This is a genomic window from Haloprofundus halobius, assembly GCF_020097835.1.
In the GTDB taxonomy this organism is placed as follows: Archaea; Halobacteriota; Halobacteria; order Halobacteriales; family Haloferacaceae; genus Haloprofundus; species Haloprofundus halobius.
This window is the reverse complement of record NZ_CP083667.1, coordinates 90223-111301: the sequence shown is the minus strand read 5'-3', so window position 1 is coordinate 111301 and position 21079 is coordinate 90223. Positions and strand designations below refer to the sequence as shown.

The following is a 21079-nucleotide window of genomic DNA, read 5'->3' as shown; positions in this document are numbered from 1 at the left end:
CGCTGCTGGGGACCTCCTGGCGTAATTCCCCTCGTTTAAATTACTATTTTATCGGTTTCCGGGAGGCGGCGTTGATATCGAACAAATCGATAGGGGAGACCGGACAAATTTAGATTGGTGTCTAAGAACTTATATCGGAGAAATTGAGACCATTCGTATCCACGCTAAAGACACCTGTTTAAGTGAGTATACAGAAGCAAATCGGACGACATCGGTTAGTTAGAACAAATCGATAGGAGTGTGTCTACTCTATCTAGGCTAGTGTTAGAACTAGAAGAAAGAAGAAGAGATAGAGAACAACAACCGATTCAATGGAGTTCTCGGTCTAGAGGTAGTAACAACGTAATCGGAATCGAGTCACCCCCACCCATCCTTTGTGGCCAGAACAAATCGATAGGGGTGAGAGGGTGTTCTTCGTCCCTCTCGATATCGTGCCACGAAATCCTCCCGAACAAATCGTCGGGGGTCTACGAGCAAAACACTAGAACTCTTTGATTCTCTGCCTCTGAGCCTCGTAGAGGGAAAAAAGAAATCGACAGGGGAATCTTTTAGTATCCTGATAGAGTGGGGTGGGGTATGCCCACGGATCCTGGTCCCGAGGAAACACCCGAGTCCACGAGTTCTATTAAAGATCTCATCCTCGAGCAGGAAGAAGCCGCGAGCCTCATCAAGAACCGATCTCTTCTCGAACCGAACGAGATCGTCGACGAGGAACGTATCGTCGGTCGCGACTCCCAACTTACGGACATTACCCAGCATCTTCGCGTCGCGATCAGAAACGAACGTCCCCCGAATCTCTTCCTCTATGGCCCATCAGGGACCGGGAAGTCACTCATCATCAACGCCGTCTGTACGAACATCGTCGAACTCTGCGAAAGCCGTGATATTAGATTCGGCGTAATCCAGATGAACTGCCAGAACATCGGGACTCTCGGCTCAGCTGTCTATGAGTTAGCCCGCAAAGTCGCCAACGACGTCGGAACAACCGTCGAGGTTCCAGAACACGGCATCCCAAACAAGAAGAAATGGCGAGAACTCTATCGTCTAATCAACGAGCACTACGACACAGTCGTCTTCATCCTCGACGAACTCGATATGCTTGTTGGCCGCCGAGATATGGACGAACCGGCCTTCTCTCGTCTTCTTTACCAGTTGTCTCGTGCTGGCAGTACGGATGAGATTACCGCCCAGGTTTCGGTGACCGCCATCACCAACGACACGAAGATGATGGAGAACGTTGGCAGTCGAGCACTCAGTTCGTTTACGCCCGAGGACGTCCACTTCAGCGACTACGACGCCAACCAGCTCCGAGAAATTCTGTGGGCCCGCGAAGATGCCTTCCACGAGGGTGCACTCAGTAGCGATGTCATCCCACTAGCAGCAGCGTTCGCCGCCCAAACGAACGGGGACGCACGGAAGGCAATCGACCTCATGCGAACAGCAGGATCAATCGCTGAAAAAGCAAATGTGGACCAGGTTCGCGAAGAGCACATTCGAGAGGCCCAAGACAAAGTCGAGAAGAACCGCGTACTCGAAGTGACTCGTGGGATTAGTACCCAGAAGAAGCTCTGTCTCTTCGCGACTGCTGCCGTTGCCCGGGAGACCGGGGGGGCAGCGAAAAGTCCGCTCGGCTACCGCGTGTATCAGTATCTGACGGGGACACTCGATGCAGATCAGTATCACCAGGAGACGTACGTGAACAAGATGAAGGAGCTCACGACGTATTCCTTGGTCGAGACAGAGCGGAAAAGCCAGGGGCCACACTCGGGAAGCTACCTCGAGTTTACGTTTGGAGAGAATCCGAACACCATCATCGAGACACTTCGGGAAGATTCGCGACTGAAGGACGTCCACGTGGACGAACTACAGACAGTCGTGAAGGCTCAGATCAATCAATAACTCCTTCTCGGAACAAATCGATAGGGGTGTGTCTCTGGCGATTGGTGGTTTCTCCCACAACAAATCGATAGAGGAGTCTCTCCTTTCTCGACTCGGAAGAAGTTCAGCATACATTCCTGCGGAAGGATCCACCGTGGTAATAGCGGGCGTCGGTAAGCCCGCTTTTGCTGTTGTACTGCCGAGGATTAACGAGCAGTCGAACTGACGTTTTCAGATATTCTGCTCCGGGTGTCTGACCCGTAACTCAGACGCCCGTTCCGGCGTCCTCGATGTCGTCTCCAGCAATTCGACGATATTTGGCCTCGCTACATCGGTAAGGCAGAAACTTAGTGAGGAAGTCTGCAGTCCGTATCAAACACCCGCTACACTCGCAGAGGTCGAAGCAGAGCCACCGACCTATGAGGAACTCACAGAAATCCGGACACGGTCCCGGCTGCTCGATACCACGGTCGATATCGACGCCGACGAACTCATCGTCCGACTCACCGACGCCGGAGAAACCGAAGCCGAACCCGACACAGGCGACGTACAATCCGCCGGTGGGGGTGACCACGACGATGCTCTCTTGGAGATCGAACAGGCGTTGTCGCCCCTAGGATTCACCGTCTCGGTTCTCACGCAAGATGGGTGTGAGAAACCGGACGCGAGAGCGACACATCCGGACCTCGAAACGCCGTTCGTAATCGAGGTCGAGACGACAACCCCGAAAAACCCAGCGAAGGTACTCACGAACCTCCAGAAGGCACAAGCGGAGAGCACAGTTCCGCTCTTTGTCGTCCAACCGGGTGAGACAGAGACCTACTGGGCCGAGCGACTTGACCGAGTCCTCTCATCCCCGGTTCGTGAGCTCGCAAACGGGGAGACTCGATTCTATACCCATGACGTCCCACTCACGTTCAATGGTGGAGCGACCGAGCGTGGTGGCGTGACGGCTGTTCGCCCAGTAAGTGGGAGTGACGACTCAAAGCGCTCTGTGTGGGTAAAAGATGGAGACGAGATTGCCTTCCGAGATGGAACTGGGACAGAGCATTTCCGTGTCTCTACGTGGGACGAAGTGACGAAAGATCGCGTGCCAGCAACCTACAGCTACGATCGTCCGGTCGAAGAGTATCTCGTCTACGAGCGTGGGGAGATTCACGCCTATGAGTCAAAGGACGCGTTCGAGGCAGAGTGGGTGAAAATCAGCAAGCCGTTCATCCCTGCAGAGGAGTTGACGAATCCGACATACGGCACAGACAGCTATGCAATCGTCATCCTTCGTGATGATGGTGATCCGGTCGTCTATGATGGACGGTCCACCAAGTCACTTGAAATACTTCTTGAGGCATCGTTTGTCTCTGCGAACGACCCACAGACAACTGCATCTCAGGAGAACAATGATGCGGCTCATCCTGAACTCGATTCGGGTTGGAGAGACGACCCGAATGTCGTCACCGAACAGTTTGCGAAGGAATGTTTGGTGGTCGATGAGGGAAGCGCAGTCAAGTCAGCGGATGTCTATGAACGGTACCAACTGTGGGCAAAAAATCATAATGCCACTGTCGATTCGAAGAATTGGTTTGGGCGTCGTCTCAGTAATCAGATAGATTTTGAACGGGTGACACGCCACCCAAATGGGGAAGCAACAGTCTACTATTCAGGGATTTCACTCCGCAATTCGGAGGAACCCAATGAATAGCAATATCGTACGGTATAGGGCTTCTACTGCAGTTGTATCGCATTCAGCGACGAGGTTACAGAACTCGTGTTTTGCGATACGGAGAAATCTGCAAAATCGCAAGACGTGGCGGTGTTCCATGCCGTATCGCTATGCGATATTAGAAACACCATTTCAGAAAAATACGATATATGCGGTAGGACTGCGATATAGCGCTCCTACCGACTGTTTCCGCACTTCCGTATCGCAAAAAGCAACTAGTATAGACGGGGGGTATGCCGGTGCAAGTGAGCGAAGCGACTCTAGGGAGATTTTTTCTGGCGCCCGGAGGGGCGCGGCGATGAGTGAGGAAGGTCAATGAGTGAGGTAACTACTAGAATGTTGACACAGGGTGGATTGCCGGATGTGTTGGTTGAGCGAGACCAGTGGGTGTGTTGGCGGAGTGAGAAACGTGGTGGGAAGTCGACAAAAGTCCCGGTTGAGCCTGGAGTGGGTTCGTTCGCGTCGTCGACGGATTCAGAGACTTGGTCGGACTTCGAGACAGCACTCGAATATCTTCAGTCTGGGGGTGCGGATGGACTCGGATTTGTGTTCACTGACGAGGATCCGATTGTCGGCATCGACCTCGATGATTGTCGTGACCCGGAGTCGGGTGACGTCGACGAGGATGCACAGGATATCATCGAACGCTTAGACTCCTATACGGAGGTGTCGCCGTCAGGGAGTGGGTTCCACGTACTTGTTCAGGGTGAACTCCCCGACGGACGGAATCGACGTGGGAAGATTGAGTGTTATGACAATGCGCGGTTCTTCACGGTGACAGGCAAGCACGTTGACGGTACACCTCAGGTGGCAAAACGCAGACAGGACGCAGTAGCGGGAATTCATCGAGAGTATATTTCGGATGTGAGTGAGTCGCAATCGAGACACAGCCCTAAGACTGTAACAGCTAGTGAGGATGATAGTTCAGTAGAAGGGGTTGGGCTTTCGGATTCAGGGTTGGTTGAGAAGGCGATGGGTGCATCGAATGGCGCGAAGTTCGAGCGACTCTGGAACGGGAATACGAGTGGGTATGACAGTAATTCGGAGGCGGATATGGCGTTGTGTTGTCTGCTGGCGTTTTGGAGTGGCGGTGACAAGACCCAAATGGACCGACTCTTCCGGCGGTCAGGCTTACTACGTGGGAAATGGGATGACGTCCATTACGCGGATGGGTCGACGTATGGAGAGAAAACGATAGAGCGGGCGGTACAGACGACGTCTGAGTTCTATACGCCCGCGAAAAAAGAGACGACTAAGTCTGTCTCAGAGCCATCGGAGCCATCTACTGCTTCTGAGAATCGTGATGATGCATACGTAGGTGAGAAGAATCGGTTGTTGGCAGAACGTGTGGAGACGTTGGAGACACGTATCAAGCGCAAGGACAAGCGGATTGAGTGGCTTGAAGCGGAGGTTCAGCGACTGGAGTTGAAGCTCTCAGGCGACGATACTGAGTCAGTGAGCGGAGAGGAGGGTAGTGATGGGGGATCGGAGTCGGAATCGTTATGGGGGCGAACAAAGCGTCTTTTTCGAACAGACGCCGAATAACACCGCGATGGCGCCCACAGACGTTTAAGCTACCACAGTACAATCGTCTAGCCATGGCCACGGATCTCACCGAACGGGTGCAAGAACTCGCCGAAGCGCGGGGTATCCCCGAGTCAGAGATCCTCGAACAGGCGTTAGAACGCGGTGTCGAAGACCTCTGGGTCGACCTTGTCCTCTCGCAACACATAAACGATGAAATCGATCGCGAAACAGCGATCGGGTTTGTCGGTCGAGACCGTGTCAAGCGAGTAGAACGCGAATTGCAGACCGTTGAAAACGATGTTCAGTGGGGTCTGAGTGCGTGAGTATCAACTCGTGAGTTCGTTCAGGAATTCACGTCCTTCGACGATTGATGTCCGATCGCCAACCCCAACCGCAGAAAGTATATCGGCGATGGCCCGTTCGGCAATGCGGTCACTAACAAGGACAGTGACGTGGGAGGCACCTTCTGCGACGTATTGATACGCAAGCCCGGCGAGAATCGTATCCGTTTTCTCGATTTCGTCTTCCGTGACGTCGTCTGCTGAGAGTGCTCCCATCCGTGCTCGTGTTTTGTCTACGACTTCTGGTACACGCGGCACAGAGAAGTCGATGTGTCCAGATTTCAGCCAGCCGGCATCCTGCGCTGAGCGGAGGCGATCACGCTGGTATTCGTATGCATCAGGGCTTTCACCCAACTCTTCGGCCACCTGCTCGGGGACGGTAACAGTGATTCCCTGCCGACGAACAAACCGCTCGAACGCTTGGTACTTTTCGTTCGAGGGACCACCCATCGCGAAGAGAACGCTACTGTCGATGATGGCGGTGCTGTCGCTGGGAATGTCCGCTCCGGACATCACTCAGGGCGCGCCAGATACGGGTCATACGAGGCCGCTTCCTCGACGACGTCTTGGAGGGCGGTGAACACAGTCATCCCTTCGACAGGGTGGACACCAAGTTTCGTTGCCGCAGTCCGCTGTGTGAGTTCACCGGCCATGATACGAAGCGTGTAGTGGAGTGCAGCGGCTAGTTTGGCGATTCCTTGGCGCTCAACGAAGACGCGGATATCTTCGGTATCAAGTTGTCGTCCAATCGCATCAACGAGCGTCGGCGTTGCGAGCACTTCCCCGTGTTCGGTGTCGAGCTGGAGTCGAATCGGATCGACCGTGACCGTTGCTGGCGTCACGTCCTCGTCCCGCGTGAGCACGCCCATTTCCTCAAGTTGTCCGATGTACTTGTACGTCGTCGAGTGCGCCATGTCGAGGTCAGTCTTGATGGCCTCAATCTCGACGGGGCCGTGCCGGAGGATGTAGCTATAGAGGCGAGCGAGTCGCGGCGTGTTCAGCAACTCGGCGTAGGTGAGCAGATCATTGAACGTCGCCTCAGGGTTCGGCGTGGTTGCAATTCGGTCATCGGCAGACATCACAATCTATGTACTATGGATAGTGTATTAACTCTTGGTGAGGCCGTGTTCGAGTTCTCGGAATATGCACAGAGCGCGAGTGGACTCTCGTCCTTGGCGCGAACTCAAGTTCCTGAGGTTGACCACTTACGGTAAGCAACATGGCCGCTATTACCGGTGCTGTTGGTTAACAGAACCGCGAGCGTTCAGCGTTTCAAGGAACACGAAGGGCGGCTTCGAGAGGTGAGTTAATGAGCTTCTCAAACGAATCTCTTCACGAGCATCATGAGCGAGCCACCGTCGATAAATCTCGTGGCCGAGTGGGAGGCTGAGCTCGAGCGCCGGACGACGGTCGAAAAGATATACGACGTCGCCCTCCAACTCAGGGAGCTACTGCGTGTCGCTGACATCGCAGACCGGGCAGGCATCACACCGGATACCGCACGGGAGCACCTCAACTTCCTCACAGAACTTGGTGTTGTGAAGAACCCGAGCGACGACCCAGCTACCTACGAACGCAATGACGCCTACTTCGAGTGGCGACGAATCGACCAGCTCTGGACCGAACATAGTGTCGAGGAACTCCAAGAACGAATTCGTGAATTGACTGCCCGAATCGCAGACTACGAAGCGGCGTACGACGCATCGACACCGGCAGCCGTTGACGCTGCCACTGTTGCAGAGGCGAGTGGTGACCGGACAATCGACGATGTGTACAGTAACCTCCGTGATTGGGTGACTGCTCAAGAGGAGCGGAAGCTCGCTAAACGAGCTCGCCTGCAACGCTGTCGCGGCGACAATCAACAATGAGACCCGTTGAGTCGGCTACCATCGACGATTCCATCCCCATTGAGACGATTCGGGGGATTCTTCGGGAGCACTTGGTGCAGTGTGCACTTTGCTTCGGTTCCCATGAGACAGCGACGACTCACCCAACGAGTGACATCGACATCGCAGTCGAGTTGAAAACGACTCAGCGCGAGGATCAAGCGTACAATGAGGCGTTCTTCAGTCTGAGCGCTGACTTGAGTGAAGCACTCGAAACAGATGACGTAGACCTCGTCGATATCCACACCCTCCCACCAGGCGTTGCTGCATCAGTCTTCGAGGAGGGAATCCTCCTTGTTGGCGACCCGGAACACGCCGAGGAACTTCGGCGGCGTGTGACCGACAGATCGTCTGATTCCCGGTCGCCACGCGAACGCTTCGACGACGCACTCACGAAGATTGATGCGCATCTCAGCGGGTCTAGTGGTCCGGCATCCGAGAGACACGACCGACAACGATGACGTATGTCCGATACTGATACAACGTTCACGACTGTACTCAGAATCCAATCACGCATCGGTCGATGAGGTCTGTGTTCAAGACACCGGAAACGGTGGTGTCTGTGTCAGGTTCGCTAGCGCGTTAACCAACACAAATGGTATTGTTACGGTTGGTCTTTCCGGGCGAGAAAGGGAGATATCCTCTGAGAGCGTATCTCTAGCGTTGTGACACGGCCGGTTGGAACGCAAATGGAGTTAGAAGCGCGGCGACGGCTTGCCGTCGCCTTGCTTCGGTTAGGTTACAGCGTCTCCGAGGTTGCGCAAGCCGTTGACGTCTGGCCAAGCTCGGTTTACCGCTGGAAGGACGCCTACGAAGCCGGTGGCGACGCTGGCCTCATCTCAAAACCAGTCAAAGGCGGCCCGTCGACGAAGTTATTGGACGAGCAGCTGGCAGCGCTTGCAGCCCTCCTCGAAGAGGGGCCGCAAGCGCATGGCTTCGACACCGATCTCTGGACGCTCAAACGCATCGCGGCGGTGATTGAACAGGGATTCGGCGTCTCTGTCGGGCAAACAACCGTCTGGCGATATCTCCAGAAAATGGGCTGGAGTTGCCAGAAACCCGAGCGGCGCGCTCTTAAGCGCGACGCGAGCGCGATTCGTCGCTGGGAACAAGAGACGATTCCGACACTTGAAAAAAAGCGCGAGTGAACGACCTTGCGCTGGTGTTTCTCGACGAGAGTACCGTCCGAATGCAATCGACAGTTCGACGAACGTGGGCGCCGCGGGGTCACACGCCAATCCACCGGAATTCAGGCAGTTGGGATAGTATTCGTACGATTGCAGCCCTGACGGTTACACCGAAAACCGGCGCGACCGCCTTGGATTATTGGCTCTCTGAGAAAAGCATCGACAGCGAAAAAATGGCGTTCTTGCTACGCGATTTATTCAATCAACGAGGACAAGATTGTATCCTGATCTGGGACAATTACCCAGCGCACAAACCGACAGCAAGGATGATGACAACACCTGGATGGCCGATGGCTCCCAAGGTCGCCATCGACATCCAGTACCTCCCGACCTACACGCCAGATTTCAACCCGGTTGAACAGGTCTGGAAATCGGTGAAATACGACGATCTCGCGAACTACGTGCCCACAGATCTCGCCGCGCTGAAAGCGCGACTCGATCAATCACTCCGAGCAGTACAAGCTAGACCAGAACTACTCAAATCCTTTGTCAGATGGGCTGGGTTCGAGTTTAGTGAGTCGCATTAGAAGTGAAAAGACCAAGGAGTGTTGGTTAACAAAATCGCGAGTGCGTTGCGTCTCAGTTTCGAAGGCTCGTATGAGTGGATTCAACCAGTGAGCCGAAGCCCATCCGTTGCTTCGTAGAGATAGCCTTTCAACAACAGCTGCTCAAGCAAATCCTGTGCCTCTGGCCGCTCGAAACCACCGTCAGTGAGGAGATCAACAGCTGCGTCGTGTGTAGTCATCCCGTCCTCATCGGTACCCTGCGCTATCAGTTCCAGAGCAGTTTGCTGTGACGGCGTCAGCGGTGTCGACGAATGCCGCATTATCTGTGTCTCTGACAGCGACCACCGAGACTGTTGGGATTATGTTGGCTTCTTGGGTTTCAGTTTATTGTGTGAGCTCGGCGTCTCCGATTCCTCATCCTCGACATCGGATTGTCTAATATCAAATAATATATGCTGGCAATACACGAAGTCAGGTCACATTCTGATGCCCTCCGACCGATACGACGACTGTCTCAGCGACTGGGAGAGTAGATGCTGATGCGACGCCGTAGAGTGCTCGCATCGATAGCGTGTGGGACAAGTATACTGGCTGGCTGTGCAACCCGCGAGAGAGACAGCCGCAGCTCGGTCTCAACGTCTCAGCCAACACCGCCACCAGACGTGACGACACTCACCGAGACGAAACCCCTCCCCGAACCGAGTGAGGTGTCTAGCTCTGCAGTTGCTCAATCGTTTGTTGAGACATACGAACAACGCTACGTGTATAACGAACTCGTCGGCGGATTCGGAAGTTCAGGCGTAGCGACGGAGATTACGGTTGAGCCAGCACGTGTCGCTGTCGTCCACACGACTGACTCAGGGTACTACGTGTTGTCCTCATGTCGAGGGTCTGCCCGTTATTACCGTTCGGGTAGCTCCGCGAGTAGCGCAACCCGTAACGCTTCGAGTGTCGCCCACTTCGTGAGCAATGAGCGACACCGACGAATCCCGTTCAATGCCTATCGGTGTGAACGGCCTGTCGTTCAGACGTCCACTGCGAACAATAGTGACAAGCCACTTGCTCGGTTACAGATCTATGACTTCGAGTCTGACCCCGATTACGAGCACCCTGAGCAAGGTGGACGGACAGTCAACGTCACCGTCTGGAACGATAGCGGGGAGGCCATCTTAGAGCAGGCGTATCAAACATCACTTCCGTTGACGATTCAGCCTGCAGTCACCGAGACACCGGGGTCGTATACACTCGCTGCCTCGCTTGCCGATGGACCGACGGTTCAGTATGAGTGGGACCTCTCAACACCGGAGACTCCCAGTTGGTGGGCACTCTGTCTGGCAATCACGGCTGGTGGAAGATTGGCTGTCAAACGATGGTACCCAAATGAGGAGGTGGGCGTGCCGTCGAATGGCGTCTGTAGACACTAACGCGAGACGTTCCGACCTCGTCGACGTGCTCGGAGTGTTTGCTCACTTCCGTATCGAGAGGTGTGGAGCGACAGCTGTGAATAAAAGCCTCTGAAAGCCCCTGGACGCTCGACGGCTGCGTCTAGCGAGACTAGGGTCTCGCTGAGCCCCGTTCGCGCTGCTCACGGGACCCTCGCTGCGGTCCTCGCTCCGCTGTGGTCCTCGTGTCGGCTCGCTCACCAAGCGCCCGGCCCCTTTCACTCCCGCCCAATGTAGAGTGGTCAGTGTCGTTTCCTTGATGACTGCTGGGTATGACGAACTGGTACGCCCGCTCGCCGTCCCCAGCGGCCGGACGCGTGGACTCGGCTCACGATGTTCGCCTCGCCACGCTCTGGGACTCCCGGTGGTCGTCCCAGACGTCGTTCGCTTCTCCCGAAGCGCCAGCGGGTTAGTCAGTCGACAGACTGCGCTCGCGCGGCGTGCTCGTCGCCGACGAGACTAACTCCGCTGGCCACTCGGTCCGGCCGCTCCGGCGCGCATGCTTGATTGCTTCACGTTGGTTGTGCTCTCGCTCGCTCCCGGTGGTCGCTCACGAAGGCGCGAGCGAGAGCACGCAATGGTTGAGTTGGATGATGTAGAGAGCCGCGGCTGGAGAATCGTAGTGTTGGAAGAAGACGCCGAGTGAGCGCCTTCGGTGTAACTGCAATGTCGAGTACAAATGCGAGTAGCAAGGTTGTTTCGGTCGATGAACAGGCACTTCGAGAAACGAACGAGAGAGCGGTCGATGAAGACGGATTCGAGGTTGTCGATGAGACATCGGAATTGCGGGCGACGGTGAGGATGGAGGTACAGGCGAAAGTCGATTTCAACCATCCAGATGGCATCGTCGATTCGAGTGATGAACGTATTCGGGGCGCGACGTTGGCGCAGGAAGAACGCATCCGAGCACGGGAAGCAGAATTAGAGCATATCAGTACCCAAGCGACGCTGGGGTTACAGGAAGGTCGTGCAGAAAGAACGCGAGAGAACGTCGGAACGCAGAGTCGGCAGTGGCGGCGTGAGTTTCAGAAGCGAGCGGCAAGTGTGGACCCGTGGGCAGCACCGGATCGACAAGATCCTCGCGAAGAGTTGTCGCGAGAGGAGCTGGCGGCGGTGAACACACAGGCAGCGCGGATGCGTGAGAAACTCGGTGGGTGGTCGCAGGCGGCGATAAGTCGGCGGTTAGCAGAACGCGTCGTCGACGGCACGGATGTGTTGAGCGCGGTCGTGGGAGTGTTCGAGGAACTGCAGACGGCACCGGGGCGTATTGTGTCGATTGGAATGCTCGGTGAGGTGGATAGACGAGACGTGAGCATCGAGGGTCGCGTAGAGACGTTGTGGGAGCCGAGTTCTCCGAAGATTGCGCAAGTAGGACTAATCGGTGATGAGAGTGGGCGGACGAAAGTGACTGTGTGGGAGCGTTCAAATCAACCGCGGGTGAGTGAGGGTGAGCAAGTTCGGATTCATGGCGCAGCACGGAACTGGTACAACGGACGTGTCTCCTTGGCGGTGACTGGCTGGAGTACGGTATTGTTCCCCGAGCGCGGTCAATGGTGGGAGTAGGCTGAGAAGGTGGTTCTTTCTTTTTCTTTGCCGGACCGACCCAAACCCCGCCTCCCCACCCACCGCTCCGTGCTCACTCAGTGAGACTCGCGTTACTCGTCTCACAGGCTCTCGTTCGCGATGCTCACGAGAACATCGTTGTGCGCGCAGCCACAACCTCGTGAAGTGACAGAGGCTTCGGTGATTGAGGGTTCGGGTAGTGTCTCGAAGGGGCGTACCAGAGGGAGAAGACAATGAACCGCAAGCGCGAGTACCTGAAGAGATTATCCCGCTTGGTCACTGAGGACCGATATGCAGTGGTTCGACCAACTGATGAGTCAATTTAAGAGTGAGGACTCGAAGTTTCAGTACCAAGGCCAGAAGGAGATGGTAGTGTGACCAGCGAATCGCTCCCAGCTGAACACCTCTCGCCACTCGCCACGCTCGTTGATGAAGTACTTGCATCCGTTGGCTATGAAATGCCAGTCGCTGTCGATACGATCGACGACGCTGTCCCCGGCTACGGCGGCTTGTTCGACCCCGCAACTACCCCGTCAGAGCTGTGCCAGGCGCTCAAAGATTTACTAGCATCAGAACTCACCCAGCCACCGACCGCAGAACCGGCGGACGATACGTTTGTCCTCTACGTTGACGGCAGCTCACGCGGCAATCCCGGCCCCGCAGGGGCGGGCGCTGTTATCATGGATGCCGCGGAGAATCAACTCGCCCGTCTCGGCCGCCCTGTCGGCTCCCATGCAGGAAACAACACTGCCGAGTACGTCGCCCTCGAACTGGGACTTGCCGAACTGTTGGCCCGATACGAGCCACACAGTCTGGAGGTGCGTATCGACTCGATGACGGTCATTCGAGATGTCTGGGAGGGGAACGCCCCGACAGAACCGGGCGTGGAGACGTACAGCAAGGCTATTGCAGCGGCACTGTCGAGTGTCCCGGAACATCAGTACACGCATCTAGCCGACAGCGATCCGAACCCCGCTGACGCGTTAGCGACGGTCGGTGCCGATATCGCCGCGTTTGGACCTGGGTAGCAATATTACGCTAGTAACTAGCTTGGGAATCGAACTTTCTGGCTCTGAATTCTGATTCAAATTTCGTTGTTCTTCATTTCCGCAAAATACTTAATTACACCCCTTAAATCATGACCATGGAAGTGAATAGAAGACGCTTTCTGGTCGCAACTGGGTCAATAGCTTTGTCAACAGGTTGTCTTAGTGATCCGCAAGATAACGCAGAGGGCACTGCGGAGAACACAACTAAGACAACCAACCCGACTGCTGACCAGCAGAATACAACGACACGAGTCACCAGATCGCCCTCCCCCACAGAGACAACTGAGTCAACAACCACGACATTTGTCAAAGACCCGAATAGTGATTTAGCAGTTTACAACCGATACAATGAGACGATAGAAATATCCATTCAAGCCACAGACATGAATGACAATACAAAAATATACGATCAAACACATACGATCAATTCGTTTGAGGAAATTCTGGTAGAAGAACTTGTGACAGATACCGGTACGTATAAATTTATTGCTGAACTTTCTGATGGCCAACGTTCTGAAATTGAGTGGTCACCTCAGTCAGATCGGGAAGCAATGAATCAAGGAGTGCGTTTTTACATAACTAAAGAAGGAGAACTGGGATCCTCAGTTCAGTAACTAATCTGCCCTTGTCTGCGGGACTGATTTTCTGATCTCAGATCTACCTGTGCTTATCGATAACCCTATCGACTGAGTACTGGACATACCAACCGATACCGGCGGTTTACCCCGAGTAGCATCGAAGAATATCTTTTCAGTTACACTCTGTCCCTCAGGAACGTTAATAGAGACTGGGAGAGTGTGCTGGCTTTCTGTATTTCCGGTAACGGCACGGAAAACAGCGTCTCGTTCACCAGTGTTCGTCACTGTAATAGAACCGGTTCCGCCTAGTTCCGGATCCATCCTGGTTGGTGGTTCAAATTCGGAGATTTGAAATGAAGGTGTTTGACGAATTTGTTTTGCTAAATCTCCCGAGATCTGCCAACTTGCGACTTCTGATTCTGAACCATTTGGTCTGATGGATAGGCTAATCTTGTCCTCTGATATTGAGTTGGGGATTTTGAAGATTAAAGTACCGTTTCCATCCGGTATTGTCTTTGTTCTCCCATCTTCCCAGCGCAGCTGTCGCTCTTTCGCGTATGCTTTCTTGAGTCCATTCGCAATCGCGACTTGATTGGATCGGACTCCTTCAAGGCTCTTCAGAGCCCTATATTTCTTATCACCGATTTTTAGTACAAAGCTATCTATATCTGGAATATTATCGGTGTTGCTACTCATGTCAGATTCTACATTCACAAAGAGAAATTGCTCCGACTCTGGGTTTGATACACTAATCGTCCCATAAGCTTTCTCAACAAAAGCAGAGCTCTCTGCTAGAAGTTTTCCGACATCGTGTTTCCAATTGATTATCTCTTCGGAATCACTCGCACCGACGATTTTTGGAGTGAGTTTGATTCCAATTGCTGCGCCACCTGCTGCGAGGATTGATCGGCGATTGTATTGTGTCATGTCAACATCTACCTTTAATCGTATTTTCTGATAGCTTCGCCGGCACACGATCCCCAGAAACGGAAATCATGGTAATTGGTGCCATAGCTACCTGGTTGACGTTATTATAGCCGCAGTTGTTCTGGCTGGCTCCGCTATAATGAGGTGTCTGAGCGTCTCCACTGGAAGGTAGCTGATAGCATGCACCATCATCGTGGCTTACCCCAATCATATGTCCAATTTCATGGATCGCTACATGAGCAGGATAGTTTCCACTGTCGAATCTAGGGAAGTTGCTGTCGGTCTCGCTGTCAATCCGCTTTGCTCCACGGCAAACTCCGGCGTTGCCACCAGCACGACCGTAGATTCCGTACCTGTCTTCGTAGTCGTCTTGAAGTACCAGACAGAGGTTGAAGTCTGAGGCTTCATCTGGGTGGCCAGATACCCAGTCCTCCCAGTACCTTTTCAACTTGATCATGCAAGATGAATGATTCGTTCCATCTGAGTCTTCGTGTGGGTAGTCATTCCCTGCTGCCGTTGCTACATCAAGGAAAGGATCGAAACTATGATCGCTTGATATAGAAATGCTGTACGATACGTTCTCACTGTCCAGAGCATCTTTGAGATACTGCTTTACGACAGTCAGACACCAATCATCGATTTGATCACTCACTCTACGACTCATGGACATTGTACCATGAATCGTCATGCTAAATCACCTGTACTCGAGATTTATTTTTGTCTTCAACGCTCATCAAAACATACAAAAAAGTATTATAACTTAAATCTTTGTATTTCTTGATTTTCTCCTCAAAGCGACAGATCAAACCAGTCCATGCTAAATGCTTTGTCTTCAAAGTCGAGTACTTGCATTGCTAAAACAGCTAAATTCTTGCGGAGAGTGAAGCCTTATGCTTCCTTTTGACCTCTTTGCCGAGTTATATCTCTATTGCCAGTGTTTGAACGAATGTATGAGCTATCGAATCGCGACCTCATAGCATCACCTCGTACTCCTCAGCCAGTTCCTGGAAGTCCTCCCACTCGGGGAGTCGCGACGTCCGTTGGGCACCGCTGGTGTCGAGATACGTGCAGAGGTCGTCGACGACGTCGCCGACGCCGTACTTGGTGGCTTGGGTTCGGAGTTCGTCGCGGTCGATGTCGACGTGACTGAGCAAGAGCAGGCAGTATGACTGCGTTCGTGGGCCGGAATCAATCACGAGCATGTGACAGCACAATGTCTCCGGCGAGAGCTCACTCGTAGTCTCCGAATAGAGGTAGTGTCTGCGGTCACGTGCTAAGAGTGGAAGACCATATCGCTGGAATTGGTCTGGCCCTGTCGGGATGAAGTGTTCGTCGCTGACCTCAGTCCCCGTCTGTACAAGGAACTCGTCGAGAGACTCCCACAGAATCGTGTACGTGTCGGTCTGTTCTTCGACAGCCTGGCGGTGGACCTGATGAGCGAGCTCACGAGCGAATGTACTCAGCTGTTCGAAGCCGTCATTCAGTGCGTACGCGCCGTCGTCGGTTTGGTAGACGATTCCGCGATGTTGAAGCGGGGAAAGCGCACGGTGGACGGTGCTTCGGTGGACGTCGGCGCGGTGTGCGAGTTCGCTCGCAGTCCGAGGAGTGTCGAGGAAGTAGCAAACCCTGAGGGCTGCCCCTGACAACAGCTCCGGCCAGTCGATGTGTGAATACTGCTGCGTGAGGTTCGTGAGTAACTCGAGTGCCTTCGCGTCCGACAGTCGAATCTGCTTTGTTTTCCCCTGTCGACGTGTCTCGACGAGGCCAGCCGTTTCGAGCCGCTCGACGAGTTCAGAGGTGTAGCTGAGACTCCGATCAAGACTTGTTGCGAGTGCAGAGACCATCTGCTCACCGTGGAGGGCAGTAAGGGCGCGAACCTCGCCTTCTGTGAGCATACTGTTGCATACTAGCGAACCAATATATAAATCACTTCGGTATTTTGCAACACAGATCTGACTCTGTCGAGGACGTGGGCACAACAGATGAAAGCCCTCAGCCGCTCGGCATCCCGCGACCACCGCTGCGCTCCTCGTGCCTGCGGTGCTTGCGGGGTCGGGGGACGACCGAGACGGCCTCGCTCTTTCTGAGTCCGCCAGGATGTCGGCTGTGTTACTGAGCGTCGAGCCCGGTTGAACAGGTTCTTTGTTACGGCACGCCCCGCTCGCCGCTTCCGCCCTCCGCGTCGCTCGCACCTAGTCCGGATAGATTGACCGCAACACTCTTTACTGATTCGCTGTAAACTGTAAACCTCAATTGCCCATGTCACGCACGTCAAACCGAACCAACGGCGACGTCATCCGTGACTTCCTCTCGGTCGCGGACCTCCTTGAGGAGCCACAGCTCGCCAAACTGTACGCGTATCTCGCTCGAGAGGACGAAGCAACCGTTCAGGAACTCATGAATGAACTCGACCTCGCGCAGGGTACGGCCTACACCTATGTGAACCGGCTGGTCGACGCCGGCGTCATCGAGGCGACCACCGACGAGCAACCCCGGGTGTACGTCGCTCGCGACATCAATCTGACCGTCACAGCAGCTAATGGCGCTCGCGAGTACACGATCACGCCCGCGCTCATCGACGCCATCGCCCGTCGCACAACCGACGACGACATCGATACCTACATCGACCGCCACGGCATCGCCGGACTCGCAACGGCACTCACCTACACCGTCGACCGGGAACGTGGCGAGGTCACCCATCGGCTGATGGCCCGTGATCTCGACATCTCGCCGCTCGCCGTCGAGATCATCCTGCAGGCGCTCCGCCCCGTCGTCCACGAGCACTTCGATATCGAGGAGGCAGGCGCGTCGGTCGCGGATATCGAGGGTGTCGACCGGGACCTCGCCGGCGACGACGCGTGAGCGCCATCCATATCGCTGATACCGGTCTGTTCGTCGCGATGGGGCAACCGTCGAACCGTCGGTATCAGGTCGTCCGGACGTTTGCACGCCGGAACGACATGACGTTCGTCCTCCCGGAACGTGTCTACGACGAACTGACCGTCAACGCGCCCGACGTCGAGACACCCCCGATCGACACGGCAATCAACGAAGGGTGGGGCCGAGATGCTCCCTCGTCCCGATGGACGGTACGCCGAATACTTCTACGTCAGCGGCGTCGAACCGGAGCGAGTAGAAGCCTATGGGACCGAGATGGAGACCGTAGACATCACGATCCTCGCCGAGTATGAAGACGGTGGCAGTCTGGAATTTCTCGTTTCAGGGAATTGTCCCGCGTTTCGACTCACCGAACTTGGCGCGCTCCCGCGCGAAATCCGTGGAATAGAAGGCCAAGGTCGGCTCGTGGCCGAAATCCCCGCCGAGGCAAGCCCCTCCGAAGTCGTTGAGACCTTTCTCCAAGAGTATCCGGATGCATCGCTGCTCTCTAAGCGGGAAAAGGACGGTATTGCACCACGATTTCCCGACGCCGAATTCCGACAAGTGCTCCAGAAACATCTCACGGATCGCCAACGTGAGGTTCTCAAAACTGCGTTCGAAGCAGGATATTATGAGTGGCCACGAGAATGTACTGGAGAAGACGTCGCTGCTGAACTCGATATTACCTCAGCTACATTTTCCGAGCATATTCAAGCCGCTGAGCGGAAATTGCTCACGATTATGTTCAACGGACCCGAGGCCGGGCACTAATTTCGGTCACAAGCGTGGTTGCTAACAGACCCCCCAATCTGCCTTCGGCTATGGTTCAGGCCGCTTCACGACCACAACCCCATCTGCGAAAACCGTGATGTCACAGCCCTCGTACTGGAAGTTCACAGTATCCGATGGGAACCGATGCGAATCCATAGATTGTGGTCCGAAGAGATCCACGAGGGCATCTATATCAATAGTATTGTAGAGCGGGGGGGATCTCGGTGGGGTCCTTCCCAGTCACTTTCGAGATAGCGGTAGCAATCGTGTGAGTTGCGGATTCACAATCCGTTTGGTTACATTTTGATGAGATAACGGTTTGCTCAATGTCTGTGCCAGATCCGGGCTCGGGCAGATGAGTATTTAGGTCACTCATGATGTCACAACCTTGGAGAGGTTCGAATGAGATATAGCAGGCCCTCTCCATAATCAGTCTCCCTACATCGCAAGGGCATCCGAACCGGGGTTGTTCTGGTACGACAGCGAAGATATCATGTCAAGACATTAGCTTCCCAGAACCGTCACGAACTGTCTGCTGAAAGAGAAGTCGTATTGCGGGCATCGCGCTACATAAGTCCCATCGCGAGTCAAGTGATGAGTGTCACTCACGACCGTGGAGCTGACTGACATGCGCTGTGCATTCTGCACGACTTCTGAAGAGCGACGTAGATTGGCAACGTCCCTGGCGGTCAATACGCAGTCGTACCTAACGGCTGATTCAGTTGTACACGCCTGAATAGAATGCGCACCTCGTGCTAAACTCATCCTCTGTATCTCGCAGCCCGTTACTGACAGCAGTTGAGATGTTCGCTCATCGACTACTGAATAGAGAGCGCGTATCGGGCTACTGACTCGGCGTTCGGTGTGAGCGAACCAAATCACTTAGTACAGGCCTCTAAGATAGATATTTTCTGAGTATCCACAAGATGAGGGCGAGAGAGGCTCCGAAGAAAAACGGCGATTCTGAAAGTGGAAGTAAAAGGGCTGAGAAAGCAAGAAGGAGAATTACCAAAATCCACCATTTGAGCGTAGGGACAAGCTCCCTTGCACCTTGAAGAAAACTTGACACCATACGCATTCTTCAATAGTATTCTATAAACCGGTTCTGATGAATATAACCTCTGTATTCAGCACGCTATTCCTGTCACGTTCTGAGGATTTCAACAGAGCCGGTTATTTCACTTTCAGTTTCGCCGTGCGTGGCTGAGCTATATCGGACACGTTGACGACCTGAGCGTATGAACGAGAAGCTCGTCCCGTACGGCCGGACGGAACTCGTCGCCGAGCTCGCCGAAGAGATCGAGGCGCTGCGCGAGTGTCCCAGCGAGGACGCCGAGTTGATGGCGAGTAAAGTCCTCAGTCGCGCCTACTCGTCGACGAAGCTGGTCGGACTCACCGACGACGGGCGTCGGGCGGTCTACTGGTGGGATTTCTCGCCCGGCTTCGTGTTGATATCACCGTTCGACCTCAAGGGCGTCGACGGAAAGAACGGAATCCAGATTTGGCGCGGCGCTGACGAAGAGACGGACGATGACTTCGAGACGTGGCTCTTAACGAGGATAGACGGCCTTGACTGGCTGCATCCCGACTTCCGAGACGTCTGAAAACAGCTACTCTGCGAACGCGTCGGGACCATTTCATCAATAAACAGGGATGTGTCCTTCTAACAAGTCTCGTAGTACCTAAACAATTAGCCACAGCACTAATACTCGAAAAGCGACTACTCAGTAGTGGTGAGTGACGCTCCCCATAGCAATTGCTCGCCGGTAGGCACCTCAAAAGGTGGTGTGTCAAACCTGGGAGGGAACGTAGTGGTGTGTCAGATTCTACGTCTTCCCGGGGAGATCAGTTACTCCCTATCAGTAGAGAGTTTGTACTTTTGATATAAAACTGGCTGAATAGGTACATCTTTGCCACTTTCCCGAGTACACTTATTCGTAGCTGCTGAGGTTTTCTTGGTCGACGTCGCGAGAGATTTGCTCGTCGCGACGGATCTCCTGGCACTTTGGACAAAGTGGCTCGCCGGCGAGCGTCCTCGACGAGGTCGCGACGCCGCAGCGCTGGCACTCCGAGTCAGTCGTCGGCGTCCATTATCTCTCGAATCGCTACCTGGCATGGCTCGGGCGACGGCGCTCTTCAGCGGTGAGTTCTGTCTCACTCATCGCTTCTCGACCTCTGGCAGCGCGTCGAGATTCCCAAGGATTACTTCCTTACGAGCCTCGTCGTCGAGGCCGCGAGCGTCGCACATCGCTTTCTGCAGTTCGACGAGTGCGTCGTGAGCGGCGTCGGCCTTCTCGCGGAGCTCGCCATCGAACTCCGTCGTCGACGTGAGGAGCTTGATCTCGGCCGCCCCGATCGCGGCGAACTGCTCGGGGCGCGGTGCACCCTGTTCGGGGAAGTCGACTACCCACGTCACGGACGGTTCCTCGCCGACGGGCTGGATGATGACCTGCGGCTCCGGCTTGTTGCGGTACTCGAAGTCGGCGTACTCACCCATTGTCGACCTCCTGGAACTGCAGGTGAAGGTAGCCCCCCGTGAACGCGACGTAACCATCCGCCGGCGACGCATGGTCGATAGGGATTTTGACGCCGTCCTCGCCGCGGAGCGTTACCGCGACGTCGCCGACGATGACGCGGTCGTTCTCCCTGTCGCTCCGAATCTCTGTTTCGTCAGCGCTCATCCCAGCATCGCCTCCTCGGCCTTCACGACCGAGTTGAACTCCTCACGACTCCCGCCGACGTCGGGGTGCGTCTCGGCTTTGCGAGCTCGCGCCGCGGCCTCGACGACGGACTCGGGAGCGTCCGGTGACACGCCCAGGACCTCGTG

At 54.7% G+C, this 21079-nt stretch carries 24 protein-coding genes and 1 pseudogene; 15 read left to right on the top strand and 10 right to left on the bottom strand.

Translation table 11 applies throughout. From position 1 onward, the window contains the following. The first annotated feature begins 576 nt into the window (after positions 1–576). Positions 577–1899, top strand: coding sequence for an orc1/cdc6 family replication initiation protein (locus LAQ74_RS17510; RefSeq protein ID WP_224337937.1), 1323 nt, complete (start codon positions 577–579; stop codon positions 1897–1899). 244 nt (positions 1900–2143) lie between these two features. On the opposite strand, the gene LAQ74_RS17505 is transcribed toward LAQ74_RS17510, so the two are convergent. After that, positions 2144–2452 carry a hypothetical protein gene (locus tag LAQ74_RS17505; RefSeq protein WP_224337936.1) on the bottom strand — a complete coding sequence of 103 codons (309 nt, stop codon included), beginning with the start codon at positions 2450–2452 and terminating at the stop codon, positions 2144–2146. 12 nt (positions 2453–2464) lie between these two features. Between LAQ74_RS17505 and LAQ74_RS17500 the strand changes: the two genes are divergently transcribed. From LAQ74_RS17500 to LAQ74_RS17490, 3 genes are all read left to right on the top strand, one after another. After that, a complete protein-coding gene (locus tag LAQ74_RS17500; protein WP_224337934.1) occupies positions 2465–3577 on the top strand; it encodes a hypothetical protein in 1113 nt (370 codons plus the stop codon). Between the two features lie 336 nt (positions 3578–3913). Continuing rightward, the gene (locus tag LAQ74_RS17495; protein ID WP_224337932.1) at positions 3914–5143 is read left to right on the top strand and encodes a phage NrS-1 polymerase family protein; all 1230 of its coding nucleotides are present in this window, start codon (positions 3914–3916) and stop codon (positions 5141–5143) included. 53 nt (positions 5144–5196) lie between these two features. Continuing rightward, entirely contained in the window at positions 5197–5448 is a 252-nt protein-coding gene (locus LAQ74_RS17490) for a ribbon-helix-helix protein, CopG family (protein WP_224337930.1), read from the top strand. Positions 5449–5451: 3 nt separating this feature from the next. Here the strand turns inward: LAQ74_RS17490 and LAQ74_RS17485 are convergent, their stop codons facing one another. Continuing rightward, on the bottom strand, positions 5452–5979 hold the full coding sequence (locus LAQ74_RS17485; protein ID WP_224337928.1) for a PIN domain-containing protein: 528 nt from the start codon (positions 5977–5979) through the stop codon (positions 5452–5454). Then, complete coding sequence (locus LAQ74_RS17480) at positions 5979–6545, bottom strand: DUF7437 domain-containing protein (protein WP_224337926.1); 567 nt, start codon at positions 6543–6545, stop codon at positions 5979–5981. Before LAQ74_RS17480 ends, LAQ74_RS17485 begins: the two co-directional genes overlap by 1 nt. A 264-nt stretch (positions 6546–6809) precedes the next feature. Between LAQ74_RS17480 and LAQ74_RS17475 the strand changes: the two genes are divergently transcribed. From LAQ74_RS17475 to LAQ74_RS17450, 7 genes are all read left to right on the top strand, one after another. Beyond that, positions 6810–7334: a transcriptional regulator gene (locus LAQ74_RS17475; protein ID WP_224337924.1), complete on the top strand. Its 525-nt coding sequence runs from the start codon at positions 6810–6812 to the stop codon at positions 7332–7334. Further along, on the top strand, positions 7331–7813 hold the full coding sequence (gene mntA, locus LAQ74_RS17470) for a type VII toxin-antitoxin system MntA family adenylyltransferase antitoxin (protein ID WP_224337922.1): 483 nt from the start codon (positions 7331–7333) through the stop codon (positions 7811–7813). The genes LAQ74_RS17475 and mntA overlap by 4 nt, the downstream gene beginning before the upstream one ends. 228 nt (positions 7814–8041) lie before the next feature. Beyond that, positions 8042–8500, top strand: a complete 459-nt coding sequence (locus LAQ74_RS20435) for an IS630 family transposase (protein WP_255647824.1) — start codon at positions 8042–8044, stop codon at positions 8498–8500. Continuing rightward, a complete protein-coding gene (locus tag LAQ74_RS20430) occupies positions 8497–9066 on the top strand; it encodes a transposase (RefSeq protein ID WP_255647823.1) in 570 nt (189 codons plus the stop codon). Before LAQ74_RS20435 ends, LAQ74_RS20430 begins: the two co-directional genes overlap by 4 nt. Before the next feature lie 2087 nt (positions 9067–11153). Beyond that, positions 11154–12050: an OB-fold nucleic acid binding domain-containing protein gene (locus LAQ74_RS17460; protein WP_224337920.1), complete on the top strand. Its 897-nt coding sequence runs from the start codon at positions 11154–11156 to the stop codon at positions 12048–12050. Positions 12051–12424: 374 nt separating this feature from the next. After that, positions 12425–13078 carry a reverse transcriptase-like protein gene (locus LAQ74_RS17455; protein WP_224337918.1) on the top strand — a complete coding sequence of 218 codons (654 nt, stop codon included), beginning with the start codon at positions 12425–12427 and terminating at the stop codon, positions 13076–13078. A gap of 110 nt (positions 13079–13188) precedes the next feature. After that, entirely contained in the window at positions 13189–13713 is a 525-nt protein-coding gene (locus LAQ74_RS17450) for a hypothetical protein (RefSeq protein WP_224337917.1), read from the top strand. On the opposite strand, the gene LAQ74_RS17445 is transcribed toward LAQ74_RS17450, so the two are convergent. The 3 genes from LAQ74_RS17445 to LAQ74_RS17435 all read right to left on the bottom strand — a co-directional run bounded on the left by LAQ74_RS17445 (position 13714) and on the right by LAQ74_RS17435 (position 16499). Next, positions 13714–14604, bottom strand: a complete 891-nt coding sequence (locus LAQ74_RS17445) for a hypothetical protein (protein WP_224337915.1) — start codon at positions 14602–14604, stop codon at positions 13714–13716. A gap of 1 nt (position 14605) precedes the next feature. Then, on the bottom strand, positions 14606–15256 hold the full coding sequence (locus tag LAQ74_RS17440; protein WP_224337914.1) for a zinc-dependent metalloprotease family protein: 651 nt from the start codon (positions 15254–15256) through the stop codon (positions 14606–14608). A gap of 319 nt (positions 15257–15575) precedes the next feature. Then, complete coding sequence (locus tag LAQ74_RS17435; protein ID WP_224337912.1) at positions 15576–16499, bottom strand: winged helix-turn-helix domain-containing protein; 924 nt, start codon at positions 16497–16499, stop codon at positions 15576–15578. Between the two features lie 364 nt (positions 16500–16863). On the opposite strand from LAQ74_RS17435, the gene LAQ74_RS17430 reads away from it, so the two are divergent. The 3 genes and pseudogenes from LAQ74_RS17430 to LAQ74_RS17420 all read left to right on the top strand — a co-directional run bounded on the left by LAQ74_RS17430 (position 16864) and on the right by LAQ74_RS17420 (position 18252). Then, positions 16864–17466: a DUF7437 domain-containing protein gene (locus LAQ74_RS17430; RefSeq protein WP_224337910.1), complete on the top strand. Its 603-nt coding sequence runs from the start codon at positions 16864–16866 to the stop codon at positions 17464–17466. Continuing rightward, positions 17463–17663: pseudogene (locus LAQ74_RS17425) on the top strand (PIN domain-containing protein); the annotation flags it as partial. The gene LAQ74_RS17430 and the pseudogene LAQ74_RS17425, both read left to right, overlap by 4 nt. A gap of 7 nt (positions 17664–17670) precedes the next feature. Then, the gene (locus LAQ74_RS17420) at positions 17671–18252 is read left to right on the top strand and encodes a helix-turn-helix domain-containing protein (protein ID WP_224337908.1); all 582 of its coding nucleotides are present in this window, start codon (positions 17671–17673) and stop codon (positions 18250–18252) included. Between the two features lie 48 nt (positions 18253–18300). On the opposite strand, the gene LAQ74_RS20695 is transcribed toward LAQ74_RS17420, so the two are convergent. Beyond that, on the bottom strand, positions 18301–18492 hold the full coding sequence (locus LAQ74_RS20695; RefSeq protein WP_224338074.1) for a HalOD1 output domain-containing protein: 192 nt from the start codon (positions 18490–18492) through the stop codon (positions 18301–18303). A gap of 998 nt (positions 18493–19490) precedes the next feature. On the opposite strand from LAQ74_RS20695, the gene LAQ74_RS17410 reads away from it, so the two are divergent. Next, a complete protein-coding gene (locus LAQ74_RS17410; protein WP_224337906.1) occupies positions 19491–19856 on the top strand; it encodes a hypothetical protein in 366 nt (121 codons plus the stop codon). A 554-nt stretch (positions 19857–20410) separates the two neighbouring features. On the opposite strand, the gene LAQ74_RS17405 is transcribed toward LAQ74_RS17410, so the two are convergent. From LAQ74_RS17405 to LAQ74_RS20425, 3 genes are read right to left on the bottom strand one after another with little or no spacing between them, the layout of a single operon-like run. After that, on the bottom strand, positions 20411–20749 hold the full coding sequence (locus LAQ74_RS17405) for a hypothetical protein (protein WP_224337904.1): 339 nt from the start codon (positions 20747–20749) through the stop codon (positions 20411–20413). Beyond that, complete coding sequence (locus LAQ74_RS17400; RefSeq protein WP_224337902.1) at positions 20742–20933, bottom strand: hypothetical protein; 192 nt, start codon at positions 20931–20933, stop codon at positions 20742–20744. The genes LAQ74_RS17405 and LAQ74_RS17400 overlap by 8 nt, the downstream gene beginning before the upstream one ends. Continuing rightward, the gene (locus LAQ74_RS20425) at positions 20930–21064 is read right to left on the bottom strand and encodes a hypothetical protein (protein ID WP_255647821.1); all 135 of its coding nucleotides are present in this window, start codon (positions 21062–21064) and stop codon (positions 20930–20932) included. Before LAQ74_RS20425 ends, LAQ74_RS17400 begins: the two co-directional genes overlap by 4 nt. Between the last annotated feature and the right edge of the window lie 15 nt (positions 21065–21079).

What these genes read in the sequence shown, in the direction of transcription:
- LAQ74_RS17510 (WP_224337937.1), top strand. Translation starts at nt 577, where the DNA reads ATGCCCACGGATCCTGGTCCCGAGGAAACACCCGAGTCCACGAGTTCT.
- LAQ74_RS17495 (WP_224337932.1), top strand. Translation starts at nt 3,914, where the DNA reads ATGAGTGAGGTAACTACTAGAATGTTGACACAGGGTGGATTGCCGGAT.
- LAQ74_RS17490 (WP_224337930.1), top strand. Translation starts at nt 5,197, where the DNA reads ATGGCCACGGATCTCACCGAACGGGTGCAAGAACTCGCCGAAGCGCGG.
- LAQ74_RS17485 (WP_224337928.1), bottom strand. Translation starts at nt 5,979, where the DNA reads ATGTCCGGAGCGGACATTCCCAGCGACAGCACCGCCATCATCGACAGT.
- LAQ74_RS17480 (WP_224337926.1), bottom strand. Translation starts at nt 6,545, where the DNA reads ATGTCTGCCGATGACCGAATTGCAACCACGCCGAACCCTGAGGCGACG.
- LAQ74_RS17475 (WP_224337924.1), top strand. Translation starts at nt 6,810, where the DNA reads ATGAGCGAGCCACCGTCGATAAATCTCGTGGCCGAGTGGGAGGCTGAG.
- mntA (WP_224337922.1), top strand. Translation starts at nt 7,331, where the DNA reads ATGAGACCCGTTGAGTCGGCTACCATCGACGATTCCATCCCCATTGAG.
- LAQ74_RS20435 (WP_255647824.1), top strand. Translation starts at nt 8,042, where the DNA reads ATGGAGTTAGAAGCGCGGCGACGGCTTGCCGTCGCCTTGCTTCGGTTA.
- LAQ74_RS17460 (WP_224337920.1), top strand. Translation starts at nt 11,154, where the DNA reads ATGTCGAGTACAAATGCGAGTAGCAAGGTTGTTTCGGTCGATGAACAG.
- LAQ74_RS17450 (WP_224337917.1), top strand. Translation starts at nt 13,189, where the DNA reads ATGACCATGGAAGTGAATAGAAGACGCTTTCTGGTCGCAACTGGGTCA.
- LAQ74_RS17445 (WP_224337915.1), bottom strand. Translation starts at nt 14,604, where the DNA reads ATGACACAATACAATCGCCGATCAATCCTCGCAGCAGGTGGCGCAGCA.
- LAQ74_RS17435 (WP_224337912.1), bottom strand. Translation starts at nt 16,499, where the DNA reads ATGCTCACAGAAGGCGAGGTTCGCGCCCTTACTGCCCTCCACGGTGAG.
- LAQ74_RS17430 (WP_224337910.1), top strand. Translation starts at nt 16,864, where the DNA reads ATGTCACGCACGTCAAACCGAACCAACGGCGACGTCATCCGTGACTTC.
- LAQ74_RS17420 (WP_224337908.1), top strand. Translation starts at nt 17,671, where the DNA reads ATGCTCCCTCGTCCCGATGGACGGTACGCCGAATACTTCTACGTCAGC.
- LAQ74_RS17410 (WP_224337906.1), top strand. Translation starts at nt 19,491, where the DNA reads ATGAACGAGAAGCTCGTCCCGTACGGCCGGACGGAACTCGTCGCCGAG.
- LAQ74_RS17405 (WP_224337904.1), bottom strand. Translation starts at nt 20,749, where the DNA reads ATGGGTGAGTACGCCGACTTCGAGTACCGCAACAAGCCGGAGCCGCAG.
- LAQ74_RS17400 (WP_224337902.1), bottom strand. Translation starts at nt 20,933, where the DNA reads ATGAGCGCTGACGAAACAGAGATTCGGAGCGACAGGGAGAACGACCGC.